The 22,249-nt window shown below is 29.6% G+C and carries 20 protein-coding genes and 1 other RNA gene; 4 read left to right on the top strand and 17 right to left on the bottom strand.

What is annotated here, in order from left to right; genetic code table 11:
• Positions 1-6: 6 nt before the first annotated feature.
• Positions 7-1,053, bottom strand: coding sequence for a 2,4-diaminopentanoate dehydrogenase (gene ord / locus ACTNBA_RS00230; protein ID WP_346877804.1), 1,047 nt, complete (start codon positions 1,051-1,053; stop codon positions 7-9).
• A 331-nt stretch (positions 1,054-1,384) separates the two neighbouring features.
• The gene (locus tag ACTNBA_RS00225) at positions 1,385-2,743 is read right to left on the bottom strand and encodes a sigma-54 interaction domain-containing protein (protein ID WP_441071608.1); all 1,359 of its coding nucleotides are present in this window, start codon (positions 2,741-2,743) and stop codon (positions 1,385-1,387) included.
• Between the two features lie 411 nt (positions 2,744-3,154).
• Between ACTNBA_RS00225 and ACTNBA_RS00220 the strand changes: the two genes are divergently transcribed.
• On the top strand, positions 3,155-3,922 hold the full coding sequence (locus ACTNBA_RS00220; RefSeq protein WP_441071607.1) for a threonine/serine exporter family protein: 768 nt from the start codon (positions 3,155-3,157) through the stop codon (positions 3,920-3,922).
• Position 3,923: 1 nt separating this feature from the next.
• Positions 3,924-4,385 carry a threonine/serine exporter family protein gene (locus tag ACTNBA_RS00215; RefSeq protein WP_441071605.1) on the top strand — a complete coding sequence of 154 codons (462 nt, stop codon included), beginning with the start codon at positions 3,924-3,926 and terminating at the stop codon, positions 4,383-4,385.
• 56 nt (positions 4,386-4,441) lie between these two features.
• On the opposite strand, the gene ACTNBA_RS00210 is transcribed toward ACTNBA_RS00215, so the two are convergent.
• The 6 genes from ACTNBA_RS00210 to ACTNBA_RS00185 all read right to left on the bottom strand — a co-directional run bounded on the left by ACTNBA_RS00210 (position 4,442) and on the right by ACTNBA_RS00185 (position 8,362).
• Complete coding sequence (locus ACTNBA_RS00210) at positions 4,442-4,948, bottom strand: hypothetical protein (protein WP_441071603.1); 507 nt, start codon at positions 4,946-4,948, stop codon at positions 4,442-4,444.
• Complete coding sequence (locus ACTNBA_RS00205) at positions 4,927-6,453, bottom strand: TrkH family potassium uptake protein (protein WP_441071601.1); 1,527 nt, start codon at positions 6,451-6,453, stop codon at positions 4,927-4,929. Before ACTNBA_RS00205 ends, ACTNBA_RS00210 begins: the two co-directional genes overlap by 22 nt.
• Positions 6,454-6,530: 77 nt before the next feature.
• Positions 6,531-7,220 carry a potassium channel family protein gene (locus ACTNBA_RS00200; RefSeq protein ID WP_441071599.1) on the bottom strand — a complete coding sequence of 230 codons (690 nt, stop codon included), beginning with the start codon at positions 7,218-7,220 and terminating at the stop codon, positions 6,531-6,533.
• Positions 7,205-7,612, bottom strand: a complete 408-nt coding sequence (locus ACTNBA_RS00195) for an NAD-binding protein (protein ID WP_051824143.1) — start codon at positions 7,610-7,612, stop codon at positions 7,205-7,207. Before ACTNBA_RS00195 ends, ACTNBA_RS00200 begins: the two co-directional genes overlap by 16 nt.
• A gap of 2 nt (positions 7,613-7,614) precedes the next feature.
• Positions 7,615-7,980 (bottom strand): NAD-binding protein, encoded by a 366-nt coding sequence (locus ACTNBA_RS00190; RefSeq protein WP_441071596.1) that lies wholly within the window; start codon positions 7,978-7,980, stop codon positions 7,615-7,617.
• A gap of 1 nt (position 7,981) precedes the next feature.
• A complete protein-coding gene (locus ACTNBA_RS00185; RefSeq protein WP_346848664.1) occupies positions 7,982-8,362 on the bottom strand; it encodes a hypothetical protein in 381 nt (126 codons plus the stop codon).
• Positions 8,363-8,558: 196 nt separating this feature from the next.
• On the opposite strand from ACTNBA_RS00185, the gene ACTNBA_RS00180 reads away from it, so the two are divergent.
• Positions 8,559-10,388: a sensor histidine kinase gene (locus ACTNBA_RS00180; RefSeq protein ID WP_441071593.1), complete on the top strand. Its 1,830-nt coding sequence runs from the start codon at positions 8,559-8,561 to the stop codon at positions 10,386-10,388.
• Positions 10,389-10,396: 8 nt separating this feature from the next.
• A complete protein-coding gene (locus tag ACTNBA_RS00175) occupies positions 10,397-10,972 on the top strand; it encodes a response regulator (RefSeq protein ID WP_035134488.1) in 576 nt (191 codons plus the stop codon).
• 238 nt (positions 10,973-11,210) lie between these two features.
• Here ACTNBA_RS00175 and ssrS read toward each other — a convergent pair.
• The 9 genes from ssrS to secD all read right to left on the bottom strand — a co-directional run bounded on the left by ssrS (position 11,211) and on the right by secD (position 22,185).
• A non-coding RNA gene (gene ssrS, locus ACTNBA_RS00170) (6S RNA) lies at positions 11,211-11,390 on the bottom strand.
• Positions 11,391-11,531: 141 nt separating this feature from the next.
• Complete coding sequence (aspS, locus tag ACTNBA_RS00165) at positions 11,532-13,316, bottom strand: aspartate--tRNA ligase (RefSeq protein ID WP_441071591.1); 1,785 nt, start codon at positions 13,314-13,316, stop codon at positions 11,532-11,534.
• 93 nt (positions 13,317-13,409) lie between these two features.
• Positions 13,410-14,858: a coproporphyrinogen III oxidase gene (locus ACTNBA_RS00160; protein ID WP_441071589.1), complete on the bottom strand. Its 1,449-nt coding sequence runs from the start codon at positions 14,856-14,858 to the stop codon at positions 13,410-13,412.
• A gap of 60 nt (positions 14,859-14,918) precedes the next feature.
• Complete coding sequence (locus ACTNBA_RS00155) at positions 14,919-15,521, bottom strand: MBL fold metallo-hydrolase (RefSeq protein ID WP_441071587.1); 603 nt, start codon at positions 15,519-15,521, stop codon at positions 14,919-14,921.
• Between the two features lie 36 nt (positions 15,522-15,557).
• Positions 15,558-16,007, bottom strand: coding sequence for a D-aminoacyl-tRNA deacylase (gene dtd, locus ACTNBA_RS00150; protein ID WP_346886308.1), 450 nt, complete (start codon positions 16,005-16,007; stop codon positions 15,558-15,560).
• Positions 16,008-16,022: 15 nt separating this feature from the next.
• On the bottom strand, positions 16,023-18,194 hold the full coding sequence (locus ACTNBA_RS00145) for a RelA/SpoT family protein (protein ID WP_346898030.1): 2,172 nt from the start codon (positions 18,192-18,194) through the stop codon (positions 16,023-16,025).
• A 106-nt stretch (positions 18,195-18,300) separates the two neighbouring features.
• The gene (locus ACTNBA_RS00140; RefSeq protein WP_035134477.1) at positions 18,301-18,819 is read right to left on the bottom strand and encodes an adenine phosphoribosyltransferase; all 519 of its coding nucleotides are present in this window, start codon (positions 18,817-18,819) and stop codon (positions 18,301-18,303) included.
• A gap of 123 nt (positions 18,820-18,942) precedes the next feature.
• Positions 18,943-19,788, bottom strand: a complete 846-nt coding sequence (locus ACTNBA_RS00135) for a DHH family phosphoesterase (protein ID WP_441071584.1) — start codon at positions 19,786-19,788, stop codon at positions 18,943-18,945.
• 252 nt (positions 19,789-20,040) lie between these two features.
• Positions 20,041-22,185, bottom strand: coding sequence for a protein translocase subunit SecD (gene secD / locus ACTNBA_RS00130; protein ID WP_441071582.1), 2,145 nt, complete (start codon positions 22,183-22,185; stop codon positions 20,041-20,043).
• Between the last annotated feature and the right edge of the window lie 64 nt (positions 22,186-22,249).

Genomic DNA, 22,249 nt, shown 5'->3' with positions numbered 1-22,249 from the left:
ATAAGTTTATCTATCTATGAAATTTCTAAAGTCTCCCATTATAGCCCTTGGTACTGGTAAATCTATCATAGTTTTTAATCCTGGATTTGCATTAATTACATGTGGAATCATATTAACGCACATAGCAATTGTTCCAAGTCCACCATCAACCTCTGGCTTAATTGACATATTAACTTCTGGTGTACCTTTTATTGTGATGTAATCTCCAGTAAATGTACCTTCCATTTCAGGTTCTATTTGTTGTGGATGAATCATATCTATTTTTACTTCTCCATCAACATATCCTTGACCTGTCATATTAACACCTGCAACATCTCCAGCAGCTGCAAAGCCATAAGGTGACTTTCTATCTACAGTAGTTACTATTGGAGCCATTTGTTGTTCAAACTTATCAACTTTCCAGCCCATAGAATCAGCTATCATATTTACAGATTCTATAAATCCAACATGTCCTGCTAAACTTCCGTCCTTAACTCCTGCATTAAAATCTTCAACCTTCATACCAACTCCTTGTTCTTCCATAACAGCTGGTCCAAATGGTGATAAACTATTTACTCTCTTCGCTTCAACATGAGTTACTTCAGTCATACAACCTGTTAAACATACAACAAGTAAATCCATGATTAATCCTGGATTTATACCTGTTCCAAGAATTGTAACTCCATTTTCCTTTGCAATTCTATTTAACTCTGCAGCTAGTTCAGGATTTTTAGCTTGAGGATAAGACATTTCTTCTGCTGTAGAAATAACATTTATTTTCTTTTCAAGTACAGATTTCAACTTTGGAAAAGCATTTTTTGTGAAAGAATCTGTTGCACATAAACAAATATCACAGCATTTTTCTGTTAACACTTCATCTATGTTAGCTTTTATTATTACATCTTCCCTATCTCCTCTTTCTACTCCCAAAACTTGAAAAATACTTTTTCCGGCTCTAGCAGGGTGCATATCACAAACCCCTATTATGTCTACACCTTTTTTAGTTAATAGCATTTTTGCCATTCCACTTCCCATAGCTCCAAAGCCCCAAATTGCTACCTTAACATTTTCCATTGTAAAATCCCCCTCATGATTAAATTATTTTTATAAATTCTATATTTTACTAGAGCAATTTACATGCCAAAGAAAATACATTATTTAGATGCTTTCATAACTTTAAATAGGTTAAATGTATATAATTTCATCACTTTTTAAAATTTACCGCAAAAAATTTTTCTATATTTACTTAGGTTCTATCCACTTAAAAAGCGTATGCAAAATTATTTGCATACGCTTTGCCGAATTTTAGGCATATATGTTTCTAAATCTTTTTAATATTTAATTTATTCTTTTTATTAACATATTGTTTATATTTTCATATTATATCCTCATAAAAAATAGTTAACTAAAGTAATTTATATTTTTTAAGTTTATATTGAAGATTTTGCCTTGATATTTTTAATTCCTCTGAAGTTTTTGTTATGTTTTTATTGTTCTTTTTGTAGCTTTTTTCTATTATATTTTTTTCAAGACTATCTATATATTCATTTAAAGGGGTATCTCCTCTAAACCCTTCTTCTGCAGTTACTTCTACTACAGAATTAATCTTATTACCAAAGCACTCCTTTGTTAATATTTCTCCATCTTCAACCATGTTCATAGCACTTTCAATATTATTCTTAAGTTCTCTTACGTTTCCAGGCCAACTATAGTTTAAAAATCCCTCCATAACATCTTCACTAATTCCTTTTACATTTCTATATAGAATACCATTATAATAGTTTATAAAAAAATCACATAACTGGCTTATATCTTCTTTACGTTCTCTAAGTGGTGGTATCATTACTTTAATTACACTCAATCTATAGTAAAAATCTTTTCTAAGCTTTCCTTCTCTTATAAGTTTGTCTGCTTCCTCATTTATTGTTGCTATAATTCTCACATCTACATCAATAATCTTATTACTTCCTAGTGGTCTTATATATCCATCTTGGAGTACTCTTAATAATTTTGATTGTAGATAGGGATCCATAGAATTTATTTCATCAAGTAGAATAGTACCTCTATGAGCTTCTTCAAAAAGCCCTTTTTTATTTTCTGCTCCTGTAAAACTACCTTTAACCGTTCCAAAGAGCATTCCCTCTAACAGTGCACTTGGTATAGCTGCACAGTTAATAGCTATAAAAGGCTTGTCTCTTCTTATTCCTTCATAATGTATACCTTGCGCAAATAGTTCCTTACCGCATCCAGTTTCTCCATATATGAGTACTGAAGAATTAGATATACTAGCTCTTTTACTTTTTAAAATTTCTTCATTTAGTACCTTACTACTTCCTATGATATCATTAAAGGTATAATAATTTTTCTTTGATTTACTTTTATTTTCTAACTGACATATAGTTTCATTTAATTTCTTTATTTGTGTCATATCTCTAGCTATCTCAATTACTGCTTCAACTTTTCCATCTACCATTACTGGAATAGTAGAGTTTACACTTGTTATTATCTTTCCTGCTCCATTACTATAGTTTTGTATAGTATCTCTATAAGTGTGTCCATTTTTTAAACTTCCTAATATAGTTGAATGTTCTATATCTATAAGATACTCTTGAATTTCCTTTCCCATAACATCTTCACTTTTCATACCTTCTATGTTTTCCATGGCATGATTATAATAGATGGTCTTTCCTTTACTATCAACTATGTGAATTCCTTCTTTTAAGTTACTAATTAGACTTTCTAATAATATATTTACATTATCCATAAAATCCCCCTTAGCTATCTCTTTAATTGACCCTAAACTTGAAAACAATATCATATTGAAAGTTGTCCTTGATTATTGTAACCTTATAATATTTGCCTATATAATAAATTTAACACAATATTGTAATATAATAAATTTATTATTCTAACAATTATACATTATCTTGTTTTTTGTTCTATAATATCTTTGATGAATGTTAATAATAAGATATTGTATATGTTTTAGTTAAGGCATCTTCAAAAAATAAATAAGCCAGAACGCTCGTCTATTTTGTGCTATCCTGTGTCAACAGCACCCTTAGATAGTGCTACTATCTGCGGAACCTGTTTCCTTGACTAACTCAAAATATACTTCTCATCTTTGACTTATTATTTATTTTCAGATGCCTAATATAACAAAAGGAGTACCATTATGATTACTGATAATATAGTAAACTTGGCTGCAGAGGCGGGAAAAATAATGCTTGAAAATGGTGGTGAAACCTACAGAGTTGAACAAACAATAAATATGATATGTAAGTCTTATGGCATAGATAATGCAGAAAGCTTTGTATCTCCTACAGCAATAATCACCTCTACTATGGATGAAAACGGTAGGAATAGTACCATAATTAAGAGAATTACTTCTAGAGCCACAGATTTAGAAAAGGTAGCTTTAATTAATAATTTATCTCGACAAATACAAAGTCATCCTTTAACTTTAGATGAACTTAGAAAAGAGTTAAAATATATACGCAGTTTCCCAAAATATTCTAACAGCATAAAAACATTCTTTGCTGGAGTAACTACTGGTACATTTACCTTACTTTTTGGTGGTAGCTTTAGCGACTTTATTGTAGCCTTTGGTGTAGGAATTTTAATTAATTTATTATCTTCCATGTTATCTCGTTTAAGCGTTAATGAATTTTTCATTAATGTGGCAGGTGGTGCGTTAGCCTCTATAATTGGACTTTTCTTCTCTTACATAAATCCTATATTTCATAAAGATGAGATAATTATTGGTTCAATTATGTTACTTGTTCCTGGCTTAGTTATAACTAACGCTATTCGTGATACCATAGCTGGAGATTTACTTTCAGGCCTTTCAAGAACTCTGGAAGCTATTATGATAGCTGGAGCCATTGCTATTGGAGCTGCTTTTAGTTTCAAAATATGGATGTCTATTATAGGAGGGATGTAAAATGTTTTTTCAAGTTATATATGCATTTATTGTTTCTTTAGGTTTTGGAGTTCTCTTTAATGTAAGGGATAAAAACTTGTTCTTTGCAGCCCTTGGAGGTGCCGTTGGATGGTTTTTTTACAGCCTTACTATGAACTTATCTGACTCTAGCATCTTAGCTATGCTTATAGCATCTATAAGCATCAGTATCTATGCTGAAATCTTCTCTAGAGTTTTAAAAAATCCTGTAACATTATTTTTAGTTTGCTCTCTTATTCCCTTAGTTCCTGGAAGTGGAATGTATTATACAGTTTTTGAAGCGGTTGAAGGTAATGTATTTGGTTCCTTAAATAATGGAATCGAAACTCTTTCTTTAGCAGGAGTTATAGCTGTTGGAATTATTTTAGTATCTACCTTAAGTAGATTGATGCAAAAATTAAAAATCAGAAGAGCTCAACGTAAACTAGGAAATGTTGAGGAATAACAAAAGAGAAAAAACACATATAAACTGATGTGGTTTTTCTCTTTAATTACTCATATTTAATTCTTACTATTTTTTCTAATTACTCCATAAGTCTTCATTGTTCCATAGATTACAAAAGGCATCAGTACGATAGTTAAAATTATCTTATGTTTGTTTATGTCATGAGTCCTTTCATAGCCATCTGAAACTATTTGTATTGAATCACAGTGAATATCCATATCACCACCATGTTCTTTGCAGGCTCTATTGAAAACCCCAGTAATTCTTACTGAATCTCCAATCTTATGATAATTTCCATAAGATTTAATCATTTCCCCATCTGTAGTTTTTAAATAAATACCTATGGCAGAGGTTCCATCATTTATATTAACAAATGAATATTTGCCCCTTTCTAAAAGTTCACCAATAGCCTCACCTTGAATATTTATAATTTTAGAGTCATATTCCCAACCTTTATCAATAAGCTCACTTACAGAAGTTATAGCCTCACTAGCTAATACTGGAAATGAAGAAAAAATCGCTGTAATAATTACAATTAACATTATTTTTTGTATCTTACACATAACTTTTTAATTCCTCCTATAAAATACCCTATTAATGCAAATACTGAAATAAACTCTAATCTCCCTAGATACATAATAATGATATAACAAATCTTTAGTGGTATAGGCATGGTTATAGAAGTTACACCTATAGATAATCCAACATTTCCAGATATAGAAGCTGCCTCAAAAGCTGATTCTACAAGTGAGTAACCATAATATGTTCCAAGTAAAGTTGCAAAAATAAACATAGCAATATAACAAAGTATTATAAGCATTGATGATTTTACTAAATCATTATCTAAAATTATATCCTTAATGTGATGAACTTTTGTAGTTAAAATCTTTCTATCAGAACTAAGAACTCTTTTTATATCTGCAATTATTCCCTTAAAGATAATCCCCATCCTTAGTCCCTTAAATCCACCGGCTGTTGAACATGCACTTCCTCCAATAAGCATTGCAATTGTCATAATAAAAATTGCAAAATCTCCCCATTCGAATAATAGTTGCCTAGCATAAAGGTTGCCAAATCCAGTGGTAGTATGTGCAGATAAGAGCTGATAAGCACCCTTTCTAAATAGGGAAACAGCATCTGTGTATACTCCTGTCTTTGATAAGAACATAACTAATAATCCTGCAAGAATAAAAGAAGTTATAAAAAAGCTTTGTGTTTCAACATTTTTGAAAATTTCCTTTCTCTTACCCTTTATAACTGCAAAATGAAGACCAAAATTTAATGAACCAATGATGAACAATACCATTGTAATTAATTCATATGAAAAACTATGATAATACAATATATTTTGAGACATTGGAGCAAATCCACCTGTACTCCAACTTGACGCAAATATAAATAGTCCATGCATAAATGAATTAGATGGTGATAACCCTATAAATAAACCATTAATTGTAAGTGCCACTGTACCAATTACTAAATATATTATACTAATTTTCCAAATGGCCTTGGTAGTTCCTTTAATATTAGGTAAAAGCCCAATATCTTTTCCTTCACCTACATACATCTTATATCCACCAGAAAAATTTTTAATTAGTATTGATAAAGCTAATACAACCATGCCCTGCCCACCTACAAATGTTAGTATATGTCTCCACATATTAAGTCCAAGGGACATATGATCTAGATCCTGCATAAGAAATACTCCAGTTGTAGTAAAGCCACTCATCACATCGAAACAAGCATCTATATAAGATTTTGCATGTCCACTAAAAACATAAGGAAGGGCACATAAAAGCATTAGAATCAGCCATGAATATGATGCAATTATAAGACCGTGTTTCCATTCAATTTTATTATTTTCTTTTTCGTCTTTTCCCGAAAGAATCAGTGAAAAGGCTATAGATAATCCAATAAATAGAGCAAGAATAAAATCTACAAGCGAACTCCACTCCTTATAAAAAACAGTTACGAAGATAGGTATAATCATTAATGAAATTGTTCCCAATATAATAATTCCAACATAATAATTTATGACTTTAAAGTCCTTTAAATATTTTTCACTCATTTAATCACCCTAAAAAACTCAAAATAAAAATTACTATTATATACATAGCTACAACTAGGATTTCAAATAATATTCCCTTAAAATAATCCGAATTTCTTACCATTACTACCATCTCCATAAATAGATTTTCTTAATTTATGAGATACACTGGTATTTGTTATCAATACAACAGTGTCCTCAAGTAAGATCTTTGTATATCCCCTAGGATAGATAATCTCGTTGTTTCTTAAAATAGAAACTATTATACTATCATTTGGTAAAATTAAGCTTTTAATCTCCATATCTCTCCAGTGGGAATTTTTATCTATATAAGCTTCAATTATTACCATTTCTCCTCTATCTAAAGTTTTTACAATTTTAAAATTATCCTCTACAAGTTCATTTTCAATTAAAGTTGAAATAACTTCTGTACTACAAACAGTAGATGTTATACCTAATTTACTAAATAACTGTCTATTTTTAGGATTATTAATTCTTGCAATAGCACTTTTAATAGAGAAATTACGCTTGCTCATTTGGCAAATAATTAAATTTTCCTCATCTTTACCTGTAACTGCTGCAACAATAGTATTTGTTCCTTCTATAGCCTCTGATAATTCTTCTAAATTTGAACCATCACCACATATTACTTCAATATCTAGTTCATTAGATATTTTCTTACATATATCATAATTCTTTTCTATCAAAGTTATTAAACACCCAATGTTTAAGAGGTTTTTTATTAAGTAATACCCAACTTTACCTCCACCAATTACAACTGCTCGCATTTTATATCCTCCTTAATATTTCTAACAGCTAGTTTTATAGGATTAATTGTTCTAATGCCTAAGGAATTATAAATGTGGCCCCTATCATCATTAAATACTCTTCCAATTACAGTTGGAACCTTATAAATATTCTGTGCTATTTCACATGCAACAATATTTATATTATCGTTTTGAGTCAAAGCAAGTAGCACATCAGCTTCCTCAATACCTGCTTCTTCTAGTAAATCAATATCAATTTCAACCCCATTTAATATCCTTCCATTAAATCCTGAACCTAGTTTATTCGTTTTCTCCTCATCCCTATCTATTACACATATATCATGGGATGTTTCAGCTAAATCTGCAGCTAATTTGCTTCCCATCTTGCCACATCCAATAATAATAATATACATATTTAAATTGCTCCTTTTTCTAAAAATTTATATAAAGTTTCTTTTGTATAACAATTAACATCTATTACATCAAAAACTCCAATTGAAGCGAAAACATCTTTATTGTTTGAATTGTTAATTGATGTAATAACCTTTCTAGTTTCATAGAAAGTTTTACAAACCTTTGAAATATAGAAATTAAACTGATCTTTAGGTGTGATAATCACCACCACATCTGCTCTTTTTAATAAGTAATTATTAAAAATATCGGAAGACGCGGGTGAAAGTTCTTGTGGTGAAATTACATTTGAGAAATCTAAGCTTAAATCTTCTAAACTTTCCTTATATAGATTAATAAATTTACTTTCACTTATAACAACAACAAACAAATTAAATAACCTCCTTACCTAATGGCTCAAAGAAATCTTGAAGATATAAATTTTTATTACCGTTGTTAGATATCTTTTCTAATGCTCTAAAATTATAAACAACTTGTACATTATCTAAAAATTTTAAATTATCTTCAATCATTAAATTTAAATAATCATCTTCAGTTATTATAAAAACATGTGATAACATTGCTTTCGATGACTTATCTAGTATCTGTTTCATATCAGTTATATTGACTTGATAATAATAAAGAAATTTATTCTTTATTTTAATTTCTTCTGGTGATTTATCATCAATCAAAAATACAATTTTTTCTTTACAAATAAGTGATTTAATTAAGTTGATACTTGAGTTATTGTAACCTATAATTAAGTTATACATAATACTACCTTCCTACGTAATTTTTACTACCTACTAATTCTAATCTTATTAGATATAAATATCAAAGTAAGCTAGAAGTACTATTAACACTTATCCATACTTCAGAAATTGGAGTTTTTAAATTAGCTTAATTAATCTTAGCTTTGCTATATTTTACTTTGCTTTACTATAAGAATTAACTTAAGGAGGAAAAACTATGGTTAAAACCTTAAATGGAAAACTATCACTTATTTATATTGTTATAATCCTAGCAATGTCATTGCTAGGATTAGTTTCAGTTAGAAATTTAATTACAATTTCAAATGATATAGATGGACTTTTAACTAACAATTATAAAAGTATTCAATCTGTTGAAAATATGAAAGATGCACTTTATAATCAACAACAGAGCTTATTTCTTTACATATCTGGTGATAAAAAAGAAGGTCTTGCTGAATATTCTAAAAATAACTCTTTATTTTTAGATAACTTTTACTTTGAAAAAAATAATATAACTGAAGATGGAGAAATGGAATATGTAAATAGTCTTGATACTTACTATCTTCAATATAGCCAGAATTTTTTTACCTTATCTGAAATTATTCAAAATAATGGTAAAGTATCAGGGTATAATTTTTTCTTCGATGAAATTAAAGTTAATTATGATACAATTGTAAAGACTCTAGATAATATAAGTAGTCTAAATGAAACTATGATGATTAATTCAAAAGCTAGAGTTGAAAATAAAACTAAAATTATAATAAATACAACAATACTTTTTACTTTAGCTTCAATATTAATTTCATTTTTCTTATCAAGACATCTTCTTAAAAAGATATTATACCCATTAAATAATATCATTGATGCTATTAAAGATATAAAAACTAACTCTGCATATAAAGAATTGGAAATAACAACAAAAGATGAACTTGGAGAATTAGCAAATCAATTTAACTTAATGGCAAAAAGAATTGAAAGTTTTGAAAAAAGCACACTAGGTCAAATATTAAAAGAAAGAAATAATTCAAACTCCATATTAAGAAGCATAGATTCTCCAATGGTAGTTATTGATAAAGATTATAAAGTTACCATGGTTAACGAAAATTTTATTGATGCCTTTGATATTAGCGATGAAAAACCAGAAGGACGATATTTAACTCATTTGGTTAATGATAGAAGTTTTTTTTCAGTTATCTATGATATAACATTGAATAACTGTCAATGGGATTTTTTGAATATTATCACTCTAAAAAACAAAAATGGAGATATACTCTATTACAATATATCAATTAAAGAAATTAAAGAGGAAGATCTTCAAGTTGGCTATGTAATTTTATTAAAGGATGTAACACACTTAAAAGAAATAGAGCAAACTAGTAAGGATTTCTTTGCAACAATTTCACACGAATTTAAAACTCCATTAACTTCAATTATGATTGGTACAGGTCTACTAGAAAGTAGTAAATTAGGAGATTTAAGTTACGAACAAAGAAAAATATTAACCACTATTAAGGAAGATGGCGAAAGATTAAACTTACTTGTTTCAAATATGCTTTTATTATCGAAACTGGAATCTTCAACTGAGATTTATAATAAAGAGTATAATTCCATTGAGGATTTGATAAAAGCCTCAGTCTCTAGTAACAAGGGTATCGCAAATTATAGTGGAATTATTCTTGAATACAATGTAGATATAAATGTAAAACCATTATCCTGTGACGGTGAAAAATTAGTATGGGTACTTAATAATTTAACAATAAATGCCATTAGACACTGCAAGGATGGCGATTTAATTTCTATACGAGGATTCTTAAAAGATAATAAATTAAATATAACTGTAACTGATACTGGTGTTGGAATTTTAAAGGATAATACTACAAAAATATTTGATAAATATACTCAATTAACTAATAAAGACATTAAAAATAATTCTGGTCTTGGTCTCTGGATATGTAAAGACATAATAGCTGCTCACAATGGTGAAATAACATGTGAAAGTGATTTAGGTGAAGGGGCAACATTTACAATTATTATTCCATATAATTAGGAGGTACTATGAAAAAAGCACTTGTAGTTGATGATACTAAAAATATAAGAAAATTATTAAAAACATCATTAGAGCTGAATGAATACATTGTCACTGAAGCTCTAAATGGATTAGAGGCATTAGAAATATTATCTAGAGAACCCTTTGATTTAATCTTTTTAGATATTAAAATGCCAACATTAAGTGGCACTGAAGTATTGAAAAGAATTAGGGAAGATGGAATATTTTCTACGGTAATAATTATGACAGCTTTCCCAACAGTTAAAAATGCTGTTGATTGTACTAAATTGGGAGCTGTTGAATATTTACTTAAGCCATTTACTACAGACAAAATTAATTCACTAATCTATAGATTAAATAATCTTACTGAAGACACAAAGATTCTTGAAAATATAATAAAGGGAGTATCAAAGTTAATGTATCTAAAAAAATATGACGATTCAATACTTCTATTAAATAAAGCATTATCTATCGATGCAACTAATTCTAATGTATATAAACTTCTTTCGGAATGTTATGAAGGTCTAGGTGATAACGCTAATAGAGATAAATTTTTAGATTGCTATACCACCTTTAAGAAGTAGTTGCTATAAAATCACAATACTTAGGTATTTAATAACTATTATGCAAATTCGCTATAATTATGTAACCAACTTAATTTATACGTATACTCTTTTATTCAATAGACTTATAATTTTTTTACCTATTCTATTATTTATATTCCCTCCAGTGTTTCACTTTCTTCTTAACTTTTTTAATAATATCCATGGATGTAAAAAAAAGAGTAAATACAAAGTATTTACTCTTTAATATTAAAACTATTGATACCCACTGTGCCGTATTCATGATGTATTTGAACCCTGTCTACCAGGGGTGGAATCGCCTCACTACTTCTGGTACCGACTATAAAATAGTCAGTCAACACTCCATAATGAGAACATCAGCCACAACGTTTAAATGTTGGCTCAACATAAACCATTTCCACGCACACAGCAGAATATTCTTTAGTATTATTATATAGCAATTGTAATTAAATTGCAATTGTAAAATAAATATTAATCACTAAGTATCAATAGTTTTATGAAGTTATTATGTCCATATAGCTTATTATTATTCTCTATAATAATAAAATCTTCTATTAAATTATTTTTCTACTTTACTTACTTCTATTCCTAAGTCAATCAATTGCTTTTTATCAACTACATTAGGTGCTTCACTCATTGGGCAATAAGCATTTTGATTTTTAGGGAAGGTAATAACGTCTTTTATGTTATCAGTTCCTGCAAGGAACATTACCATTCTATCTAAACCATATGCAAGTCCGCCATGTGGTGGTGGTCCATATTTGAATGCCTCTAATAAGAATCCAAATCTTTCCCACGCACTTTCATCAGTAAAGCCTAGAAGATTAAATATTCTTTGTTGAAGGTTTGTATCATGAATTCTTATACTTCCTCCACCAAGTTCTTCTCCATTTAATACTATATCATAAGCCTTAGCACGAGCTCTTCCTGGATCTGTTTCTAGAAGTTGTAAATCTTCATCCATAGGTGCTGTGAATGGATGGTGAAGAGCTACGAATCGCTTCTCTTCTTCGTCATATTCAAACATTGGGAATTCAGTAATCCATACAAAGTTAAATTCTTTGTTTCCTTCTAAGATTCCAAGTTCCTTAGCAAGTTCTAATCTTAAAGCTCCAAGAGATTGAAGTACTACACTATCAACATCTGCAACTATTAAAACTAAATCTCCTACTTCTGCTCCAGCAGCATTTAATAATTTAGCCATATCTTCTTCTGAGAAGAATTTAGCTATTGGAGATTTTATTTCTCCTTCTTTATAAGCTATCCAAGCAAGACCTTTTGCTTTATAAGTTTTAACAAACTCACCTAGTTTATCAATTTTCTTTCTACCCATGTCTGCACAGTTTTTAGCTACAATAGCTCTTACTGAACCACCATTTTCAATGGCTCCTTTAAACACAGCAAAATCTGTACCTCTTACTGCTTCAGTAATATTTTGTATCTCCATACCAAATCTTAAATCTGGCTTGTCACTACCATATTTATTCATAGCTTCTGCATAAGGCATTCTCTTTATTGGAAGTTGTACATCTACATCTATAACTTCTTTAAATACTCTTTTTAAAAGACCTTCATTTAGGGCTATGATATCCTCCATTTCAACAAAGCTCATCTCTAAATCTATTTGCGTAAATTCTGGTTGTCTATTAGCTCTTAAGTCTTCATCCCTAAAACATTTAACTATTTGAAAATATTTATCATATCCAGAAACCATTAATAATTGCTTAAATATTTGTGGAGATTGAGGTAATGCATAAAACATTCCTGGATAATTTCTACTAGGCACTAAGTAGTCTCTAGCTCCTTCTGGAGTACTCTTAGTAAGCATTGGTGTTTCCATTTCTAAGAATCCATTTTCATCTAGATAATCTCTTACTACTTTTCCAGCTTTATGTCTAATCATTAATATTTTTTGCATATCTGGTCTTCTAAGATCTAAATATCTATATTTTAATCTTATATTTTCACCAGCATCTAAGTTTTCTTTAATATATATAGGTGGAGTTTCTGATTCTGAAAGTATTTTAATACTTTCCCCTTTAAGCTCTACCATTCCTGTTGGTAAATTTTTATTAGGAGATTCTCTTTTTATAACCTCTCCAGTAACAGCTATGCAGTACTCAGATTTAACTAAATCAGCTTTTTCAAAGGCTTCTTTATTTATTTCTTCACCAAATACAACTTGTAACAATCCAGTTCTGTCTCTTAAATCTACAAAAACTAAACTTCCTAAATTTCTTTTTCTTTGGACCCAACCCATAACAGTGATTTTTTCAGAGATATTTGATTCTCTTACTTCACCACACATAATGGTTCTTTTAAGTCCATTAAGTGATTCTCCCATTTAAATTCCTCCTATTTACTTATTAAGTCTAAAATATATTATAATATCATTACCCAAATGAATTTTTCTTTAAAACCTATGTACATAATTGTTTTAATATAGAGTATTGAGTAATTCTATCTTTCTAGCTATCATCTCGTCTATTCTACTATTATACTCTTTTACATCCTTAACATTTGCAAATCTCTCTATTCGATTCTCATCTAGGAAAACAACCTTTGAAACTCCATCTGCTCCAAGAGCAATAATAGTTTGCTTTTCCTCTATCATCTGAATATTATATATACATATTTTTTCATCTCTACAGTAGCCTACATTCTCCATGTTACCTACCATATTTTTTTGTCTATACATATAATAAGGTTTCATATTTAAATCTAAAGAAAGATTTTTTGTAGCTTCATACATAGCATTTAACTCATGTTGATTAGGAATAGTAAACTGTCCCTTATTAACTAGATTTTCATGTAGTCTAGAGCCTCTTTTAATAGACATACCATGTATAGTTACGCTATCTGGATTTAGTTTAAGTATTTCTTCGCAACTTCTATTTATATGACTTAGCTCTTCTCCTGGAAGCCCAACTATCATATCCATATTTATATTATCAAAGCCTAGACTTCGTGCTAGATTAAAGCAATTTTCTACATCCTTACTACTATGATTTCTACCAATGTTTTTTAAAGTGTCATCATTCATACTTTGAGGATTTATGCTAATCCTATGAACCTTATATTTTTTCATAGATTGAAGTTTTCTTTCTGTTATACTATCTACTCTTCCACATTCTACTGTAAATTCTTTAACACCCTTACCTTCAACAAAACACTTATATATCTTATTCATTATATCTTCAAATTCTTCATCATTTACAGAAGTAGGAGTTCCTCCTCCAAAATAAACACTTTCAATCGTTAAATTCTTTTCAGATACATATTTACTTATAGCTTTTATTTCCTTGGTAATAGCATTAAGATAGTCTTTAACTAAAGCTGATTTTCCGCCTATAGGATTTGAGGTAAAAGAACAATAAACACATCTAGTTGGACAAAAGGGCATACCCACATATATACTTATAGTATCTTTATCTTTGTTAACTACACTTTTTTCGTACTTAGCTACATCAATACAAAGTTTTGTCTTCTCCTTGCTAGTTTCATGTCTATCCTTAAATTCTTTTATTACCTCTTCTTCACTATATCCTTTTTCTAAAAGATCTAGTGCTTTTTTAGAAGGCCTTATCCCAACTAAAGTTCCCCATGGAAGAACCTTACCAGTGATATTTCTAAGATATATGAATAAGGACTTTTTAACTTCCTCTGAAAGCTTATAATTTCTATTGATTTTATAATTAAAGAATCCTTCGGTTCCTCCAATTATAATACTTCCCGTTTCTTCATCTATATCTATAGATAAGTCAAATTCCTCATTTACAAATTCTATATTAATAAAACTATAAAATAGATTTATCATAAGAAATACATCATATCTAAAATTCATATTACTTAGCTTTACTTTTATAGACTTCATATCCTTTGTCATATTTATCAAATCCTTATTTCAAATTACCTTCTTATAACCCAATATACAGTTTAATTTTACCTATAGAAATGGGTTTTCCATTCTTTCTTGGCCTATGGTACTACTTGGTCCATGACCTGGGTGAACTGCCACACTATCACTAAGAGGCATTAAATTATTTTTTATACTTGTTATAAGCTCATTGTGATCTCCACCAGCTAAATCACTTCTGCCAACAGATCCCTTGAATAGAGTATCTCCAGTAAACACATTTCCATCTACTAAAAGACTTATTCCTCCTGGTGTATGTCCTGGTGTTGCTAAAACTTCTATTTTATAATTACCAAACTTTAATATATCACCATGTTTTAATAAAAGTTCTGCTCCTCCTTCAATAAGTGGTCCATAATACATTATATTATTTAAAATCATATCATTATCTTCTTTAGCCATAGCTACAGTTGCTCCTGTTTCAGCCTTTAATCCATCTACCCCTGTAGTATGATCAAAGTGACCATGGGTTAATATGATATATTTAACCTTAGCCTCTAGTTGATTAAGAGCTTTACATACATCATCTATGTCTCCACCTGGGTCTAAAACTACAGTTTCCTTTGTTTCTTCATCAAATAATATATAACAGTTAGCAGCATAAACTCCTGCCATCATTCTTTTTATAATCATAGTATCACCTCAAAATGCCATATATTTCTTAAAATTTTAAAAATCCTTCTTACTCTCTAATAAAAGTGTTACTGGTCCATCATTTATAATTTCAACCTTCATATCAGCTCCGAACTCCCCAGTTTGAAGATTAGGTATTTCTTTTTTAAAGGCTTCTACTAGTTCATTATATAATTCTCTAGCAGCATCTCCACCTTGTGCCTTCATAAAGTCAGGTCTCTTGCCCTTTCTACAATCACCATATAGAGTAAATTGGGATATTATTAATAGCTCCCCCTCTATATCTTGAAGTGAAAAGTTCATTCTCTCATCTTCATCTTCAAAAATTCTCATTCCAAGAACTTTTCTTACTATATAATCTATATCTTCTTTAGTATCTTCCTTACTTATTCCCACAAGTAAGTTAATTCCTTTTCCTATTTCACTAATAACTTTATTATCTACTTCAACCTTTGAAGATTTAACTCTTTGTACAACAGCTCTCATATTAAGCACTCCTTTTTATTGTTTCTTTCTATAGACATCCTTAACATCCTTGATTTTCTTAAGTTTAGTTTGAATATCCTTTAAATGCTCTATACTAGAAATATTTATTTTTAGGCTTACAACTGCTGTATTTTTTTTATTTGTTACAGCACTTATTGATAAAATATTAGCTTTTACAAGCCCTAGTATCTCTATAATATCTGTAAGAAGACCTAATCTATCCTCAGCTATTACTTCTATGTCAGCAATATATTTATCTTTATTTTCTTTTCCCCAAGCTACTTCAACTATTTTGTGGCTTTCTTTATCCTGTAAGTTAATTACATTCTTACAGTCACTTCTATGAATAGATACACCCTTGCCTCTTGTAATATATCCAATAATATCATCTCCATATACAGGACTACAACATTTTGCAAATCTTACTTGAATATTAGACATATCCTTAACTGTAACTCCAGAATAAGTATTATTCTTTTGTTTTTTACTTTTTTCCTCATGAATTAGCCTTAATTCATCAAGTTTTAACTGCTTAGAGCTCTCTTTATCATAAGCATCCTTTAGCTTGCTTATCATATTATTAGGGTTTATGTCTCCAATGCCTACACCATGGTATAAATCATCCATGTTCTTTAGGTTATATCTCCTAATAATTTTCTCAATAATATCCTCATTAATTACTTGAGAAAATATACAATTTTGCTTCTTACACTCTTTATCTACTAATTCTTTTCCCTTTGCTATGGTCTCTTCTCTATTTGCCTTTTTAAACCAAAGTTTAATTTTACTCCTTGCTTGATTACTCTTAACTATATTAAGCCAATCAATGCTAGGTCCTTTTGAATTAGTAGCTGTAATTACCTCTACAATTTCCCCTGTTCTGAGCTTATAATCTAGAGGTACTATCTTCCCATTTACCTTACCTCCAACACACTTATGACCTACTGCAGTATGGATAGCATAGGCAAAGTCTATAGGTGTAGAGTCATTTGGTAAATTTATAACATCACCCTTTGGAGTAAAAACAAATACTTCATCTGAAAATAAATCTATCTTAAAGCCTTCCATAAATTCTTCTGCGTCAGAAGTCTCTCCTTGCCATTCTAGCATTTCTCTAAGCCAATATAGCTTTGAATCTAGAGATTTATCCTCATCTTGAACACTTTCTTTATATTTCCAGTGAGCTGCAATACCATATTCAGCAGTTCTGTGCATTTCAAAGGTTCTAATTTGTATTTCAAATGGTTTTCCGAAAGGTCCTATTACCGTTGAATGAAGTGACTGATACATATTAGGTTTAGGCATAGCAATATAGTCCTTAAATCTGCCCGGTATAGGCTTATACATAGTATGTACTATTCCCAATGCAGCATAGCAATTTCCAATATCATCTACTAATATCCTCACTGCTGTAAGATCAAATATTTGATCTATGGTTTTACTACTTTTTATCATTTTTCTATAAATACTATAGAAGTGCTTTGGTCTACCTTCTATTTCTGCTGTAATTCCACCCATATTAAGATTTAATTTAAGTTGTGATATGATATGACTTATTTGCTCTTCTCTTTCATTTCTCTTATCTGAAATCAGCTTTACTAAGTCATAATATTCTGTTGGATTTAAGTATCTTAATGCTAAATCCTCTAGCTCCCACTTTATTTTTGATATACCTAATCTATGAGCTAATGGAGCATATATATCTAGAGTTTCCTTAGCCTTTTCCTTTTGTTTATTCTCTGGCATGTATTTTAACGTTCTCAAGTTATGTAATCTATCAGCCAATTTTATAAGTATTACTCTTATATCCTTAGCCATAGCAAGAAGCATTTTTCTAACATTATCTGCTTGTTGTTCTTCTTTTGACTTATATTTTATTTTACCTAGCTTAGATACCCCTTCTACTAAATCTGCCACTTCTATAGAAAAGATGTTACAAACATCTTCATATGTATATTCTGTATCTTCAATTACATCATGTAAAAGACCTGCCACTATGGTAGAGGTATCAAGTCCTAGTTCAGCCAAAATACAAGCTACTTCTAAAGGATGAATAATATAAGGCTCTCCTGACTCTCTTTTTTGTTCTTTATGGGCATTTACAGAAAATTCATAGGCCTTATTTACAAAATTGATATCTACATTGTGACAATTACTATTAATTTTTTCTATCAATTTATCAATCATTGTAATACACTCCTAAAATTAAAGGCTGGTTAATGAACCAGCCACCTATTTAAACTCAGTAATAATTATATACTATAACCCAAATTATTGCAATTTATGTTCAATTCTAAAATGGATAGTCTATAACAGACATAATATCATATTGTGCTATTTTTTCTCTACCTTTAAGTTCTGTTAGCTCTATTAAAAAGTCTATGGCTACAACTTCTCCACCTGATTCCTCAACAAGCTTTGCAACAGCAGCTACGGTTCCTCCTGTAGCAAGTAAATCATCAACAATTGCTACTCTCTGACCTTTTTTAATAGCATCCTTATGAATTTCTAACGCATCACTTCCATATTCTAAATCATAGGAAGTTTTAATAGTTTCATAGGGTAATTTACCAGGTTTTCTAACTGGCACAAAACCAGCTCCTAAAGCATAAGCTACTGGTACTCCAAATAAAAACCCTCTAGCCTCTGGTCCTATTACTATATCAATTTTTTTATCCCTCAAATGATTGGCAATAACATCTATTGACTCTCTTAATGCCTCTCTATCTTGAAGTAAAGTAGTTACATCTTTAAAACTTATACCTTTTTTCGGAAAATCTTCTATTATTCTAACTTTATCCTTTAAATTCATTTTCTACTCCTCCTAAAGCCTTTACCCAAACACATCTTTACCATAATTAAATTATATATTAACCTTGATATTTAATGCAATACTTTAAAAAATATGTATATTTAAATGCTTATATATATTATTCTATTCTAAACTCATCATAACCTCTTTATATAAGTATTTTGATATTTGCTTTGCTCTATAACTATCATTAGTAGTAAAAAGTTCAACAATTATTCTTGCATTATCTAGCTTATTCTTGGAAATCATCTTTGGTAAGAGCTTTATAATACCTTCATCATAAAACTTCATTATACCACCATAATTCCGCTCATGTTCTCTTATCAACGCCCTAACTCCATAGTTATTAGTTTGTTTTAATTTTTTGCACCCTTCTTCTACAAAGTATTTATTCTCTTCTTCTATTTCTATCTCTGTTGTAATTATACCCATCATTACTAAATCTAAATACTTTTGTGTGCAACTTATCTTATAATAAGAAGCTATAACTTCTATGAATTTATATGTAAGGGAACAAGCTGTAAAATCCTTAAAAGGATAATTACAATTTGTTTGATAGGTATTTATTGTTATACAATTATTATCCTCTACTATGTGATTATGATAATCCGTTACAATTATATCTATGTTGTTTTCCTTACAAAGTTGTATTTCTGCTTTAGATTTAACTCCACAACCAACTGTTATAATTAAATTTGCTCCAAGACATAATAAATTATTCTCTATATCTTCTTTATTTAAATTTCTATCATTTCTATATACACTGGGTATATAATACTCTACATCACTATTTACATATCGTAATACTAACATAAGAAGAGATATGGCACATACGCTATCAAAGTCATGATAGCCATATATAACTATCTTTTCTCTCTCATTGATAGCTTTCACAATTCTGTTTAATGCAATTTTCATATTTCCTAATAGAAACGGATCATTATCTTTCCTATTCATACTATACTCCATATGCGCTCCTCCAAATTAGTTCCATGAGTAGTTTTTTGATCCCTTATAATTTCATCATATATTTCAGTGATCACATTCTCCTTGAACAAAAAACTTCTAACTCCATATTACTTGTACATATTATGGAGTTTAAGAAATCTATTTATAGAAAACAAATATATTATAATTTAAAACTGACAATTTTACAAACAAATTATTATAAAAATGGCGAAAAACATGATAAAATGTTTTTCGCCATGAACTTTGTTTATATTATGCTACTACTTTAGCTTTCTTTTTTTGCTTTGCATTTTTAATTATTACCCATAGTGGTGAAGCTATAAATATTGAAGAATACGCTCCACAGGCAATTCCCACTATAAGTGGAAGTGAGAACTCTCTTATGGATGGCACTAAAACGTAAACTGCCACTATAGTTATAAGTGTTGTTAAGGATGTATTTATACTTCTAGTCATAGTTTCTGTTATACTCATATTAGCAACCTCTGATTGATCCATTCTTCTGTTTCTCTTAACATTTTCTCTTATTCTATCAAAGATAACAATAGTATCATTAATAGAATATCCTACTATAGTCAAAATAGCTGCTATAAATGGTGAATTGGCTTGAATTCCAAATATAGCATAGAAAGAAATTGTAATTAACACATCATGAAGTAAAGCTATAATAGATGCTGCTGCATAGCTAAATTCAAATCTAGCAGTGATATATATAAGCATAGCAATAGATGCTACTCCTAATGCTAACAATGCCTTTTTCTTTAATTCATTTCCAACAGTAGCTCCTATACTTTCCTTGCCAATAAGTGCACTATCTTCTAATGAATACTTTTCTTTTATTTCATCAATAAGAGCATTAGTCTTTTCTTCATTTAATACCCCTTCTTGAACAATAATTTGTATCTCTTTTCCTTCATCAGCTAACTTGGTAGAGTATTTATCTTTAGCATACTTATCAATAATATTATTTATATCTGCTTTATTGAATTCTTTATTCATATCTAAAGTAATTAATGTACCACCCTTGAAATCTATACCATAATTTAAACCTTTAGTTGCTATAAATCCAACTCCAATAGCAATTATAATAATTGATATAGCAAACCATATTTTAGTCTTTTCTATTATTTTTAAACTAGTAAATTCATGTTTTTTTCCTTCTCTCACGCCAAAATATGATGGTTTATTTATCCAACCTGCATTTACAGCATTATTGAGTAGAAACTTTGTAACAAATAAGGCAGTAAATATACTTACAATAATACCTATAAGTAGCGTTACTGCAAATCCCTTAACAGAACCTGAACCTAGAAAATATAATACTAGTGCTGCAATAATTGTAGTTATGTTAGAGTCTAAAATTGACGATAATGCTCTACTATAACCAGCTTCAACAGAAGTCTTTATAGATTTACCTAATCTTAACTCTTCCTTAGTTCTTTCAAATATGAGAACATTAGCATCTACAGCCATACCAATGGTAAGAATTAACCCTGCTATACCTGCTAAAGTTAATACTACTCCAAATTGAGAGAATATTACAAGTAATAAACTTACATATAAAACTATAGCCACAGAAGCAATTATTCCTGGAACTCTATAGTATGCAACCATAAATAGTATTATACAAGCTATACCAATCATTGCTGCCTTTTTACTAAGGGATAATGCCTCAGCTCCAATAGTTGGTCCTACTGTTTTAACTGAAGTAGCTTCTATTTTTACTGGAAGAGCTCCTGAAGTTATGATACTAGCAATGGAATTTGCCTCTTCTAAAGAACTCATACCTTCAATAATTGCCTTTCCATCACTAATAACAGCATTAACTTGTGGATTAGTTAAAACTTCACCATCCATTTTTATAGCTATACTTTTATTTAAGAAAGTCTTAGTTGCTTCCGCAAATTTTGCAGTTCCATCTTCATTTAATTCAAGATTAACAACATACTTATTATCTTGAGATATATATGCTCCTGCTTCCTTAACCTCTTTACCAGTTAAAATTACTTTTCCATCTGGACCTTCAAAGGTTAATTCACCAGTTTTACCAATGGTGTCTAAAACCTTATCTGTATCAAACTCTCCCGGTATTTCTATTCTAATTCTATTTTCGCCTTCTTGAGTTATGGGAATTTCGCTTACTCCATCTTTATTTATTCTCATAGAAATAAGCTCTATAGTTCTATCTATAACAGCTTGATCTACCTTCTCCTCCTTTATCTCCATTAAAAGAGAAGTTCCTCCTACTAAATCAAGACCTTTATCAATACTACTTCCAAAGGTTTTGATTCTATAATTACCTAAATTCACCCCATAAAGACCAGCGTATGCAAAAAGACCTATTAATATTATTGCTATGATAACTACAATTCCACTTTTTCTATTTTTCCTCCTCATGGTTATCCCCTTCCTGTTATTTAATTGTATTTTTCTAATTGTCTATTTATTATTTATTTTACAG

This window comes from Clostridium sulfidigenes (genome assembly GCF_052067195.1).
GTDB lineage: Bacteria > Bacillota > Clostridia > Clostridiales > Clostridiaceae > Clostridium_J > Clostridium_J sulfidigenes.
Note: the sequence above shows the minus strand (reverse complement) of the source record. Positions and strands in the feature narration are given on the sequence as shown.

Coding starts and splice junctions, on each gene's coding strand:
- ACTNBA_RS00160 (WP_441071589.1), bottom strand. CDS start 14,858: ATGACAAAGGATATGAAGTCTATAAAAGTAAAGCTAAGTAATATGAAT.
- ACTNBA_RS00215 (WP_441071605.1), top strand. CDS start 3,924: ATGTTTTTTCAAGTTATATATGCATTTATTGTTTCTTTAGGTTTTGGA.
- ord (WP_346877804.1), bottom strand. CDS start 1,053: ATGGAAAATGTTAAGGTAGCAATTTGGGGCTTTGGAGCTATGGGAAGT.
- ACTNBA_RS00210 (WP_441071603.1), bottom strand. CDS start 4,948: ATGTGTAAGATACAAAAAATAATGTTAATTGTAATTATTACAGCGATT.
- ACTNBA_RS00205 (WP_441071601.1), bottom strand. CDS start 6,453: ATGAGTGAAAAATATTTAAAGGACTTTAAAGTCATAAATTATTATGTT.
- ACTNBA_RS00180 (WP_441071593.1), top strand. CDS start 8,559: ATGGTTAAAACCTTAAATGGAAAACTATCACTTATTTATATTGTTATA.
- ACTNBA_RS00145 (WP_346898030.1), bottom strand. CDS start 18,194: ATGATTGATAAATTGATAGAAAAAATTAATAGTAATTGTCACAATGTA.
- ACTNBA_RS00195 (WP_051824143.1), bottom strand. CDS start 7,612: ATGTATATTATTATTATTGGATGTGGCAAGATGGGAAGCAAATTAGCT.
- dtd (WP_346886308.1), bottom strand. CDS start 16,007: ATGAGAGCTGTTGTACAAAGAGTTAAATCTTCAAAGGTTGAAGTAGAT.
- secD (WP_441071582.1), bottom strand. CDS start 22,185: ATGAGGAGGAAAAATAGAAAAAGTGGAATTGTAGTTATCATAGCAATA.
- ACTNBA_RS00185 (WP_346848664.1), bottom strand. CDS start 8,362: ATGTATAACTTAATTATAGGTTACAATAACTCAAGTATCAACTTAATT.
- ACTNBA_RS00155 (WP_441071587.1), bottom strand. CDS start 15,521: ATGATTATAAAAAGAATGATGGCAGGAGTTTATGCTGCTAACTGTTAT.
- ACTNBA_RS00220 (WP_441071607.1), top strand. CDS start 3,155: ATGATTACTGATAATATAGTAAACTTGGCTGCAGAGGCGGGAAAAATA.
- ACTNBA_RS00175 (WP_035134488.1), top strand. CDS start 10,397: ATGAAAAAAGCACTTGTAGTTGATGATACTAAAAATATAAGAAAATTA.
- ACTNBA_RS00140 (WP_035134477.1), bottom strand. CDS start 18,819: ATGAATTTAAAGGATAAAGTTAGAATAATAGAAGATTTTCCGAAAAAA.
- ACTNBA_RS00200 (WP_441071599.1), bottom strand. CDS start 7,220: ATGCGAGCAGTTGTAATTGGTGGAGGTAAAGTTGGGTATTACTTAATA.
- ACTNBA_RS00135 (WP_441071584.1), bottom strand. CDS start 19,788: ATGGAGTATAGTATGAATAGGAAAGATAATGATCCGTTTCTATTAGGA.
- ACTNBA_RS00225 (WP_441071608.1), bottom strand. CDS start 2,743: ATGGATAATGTAAATATATTATTAGAAAGTCTAATTAGTAACTTAAAA.
- aspS (WP_441071591.1), bottom strand. CDS start 13,316: ATGGGAGAATCACTTAATGGACTTAAAAGAACCATTATGTGTGGTGAA.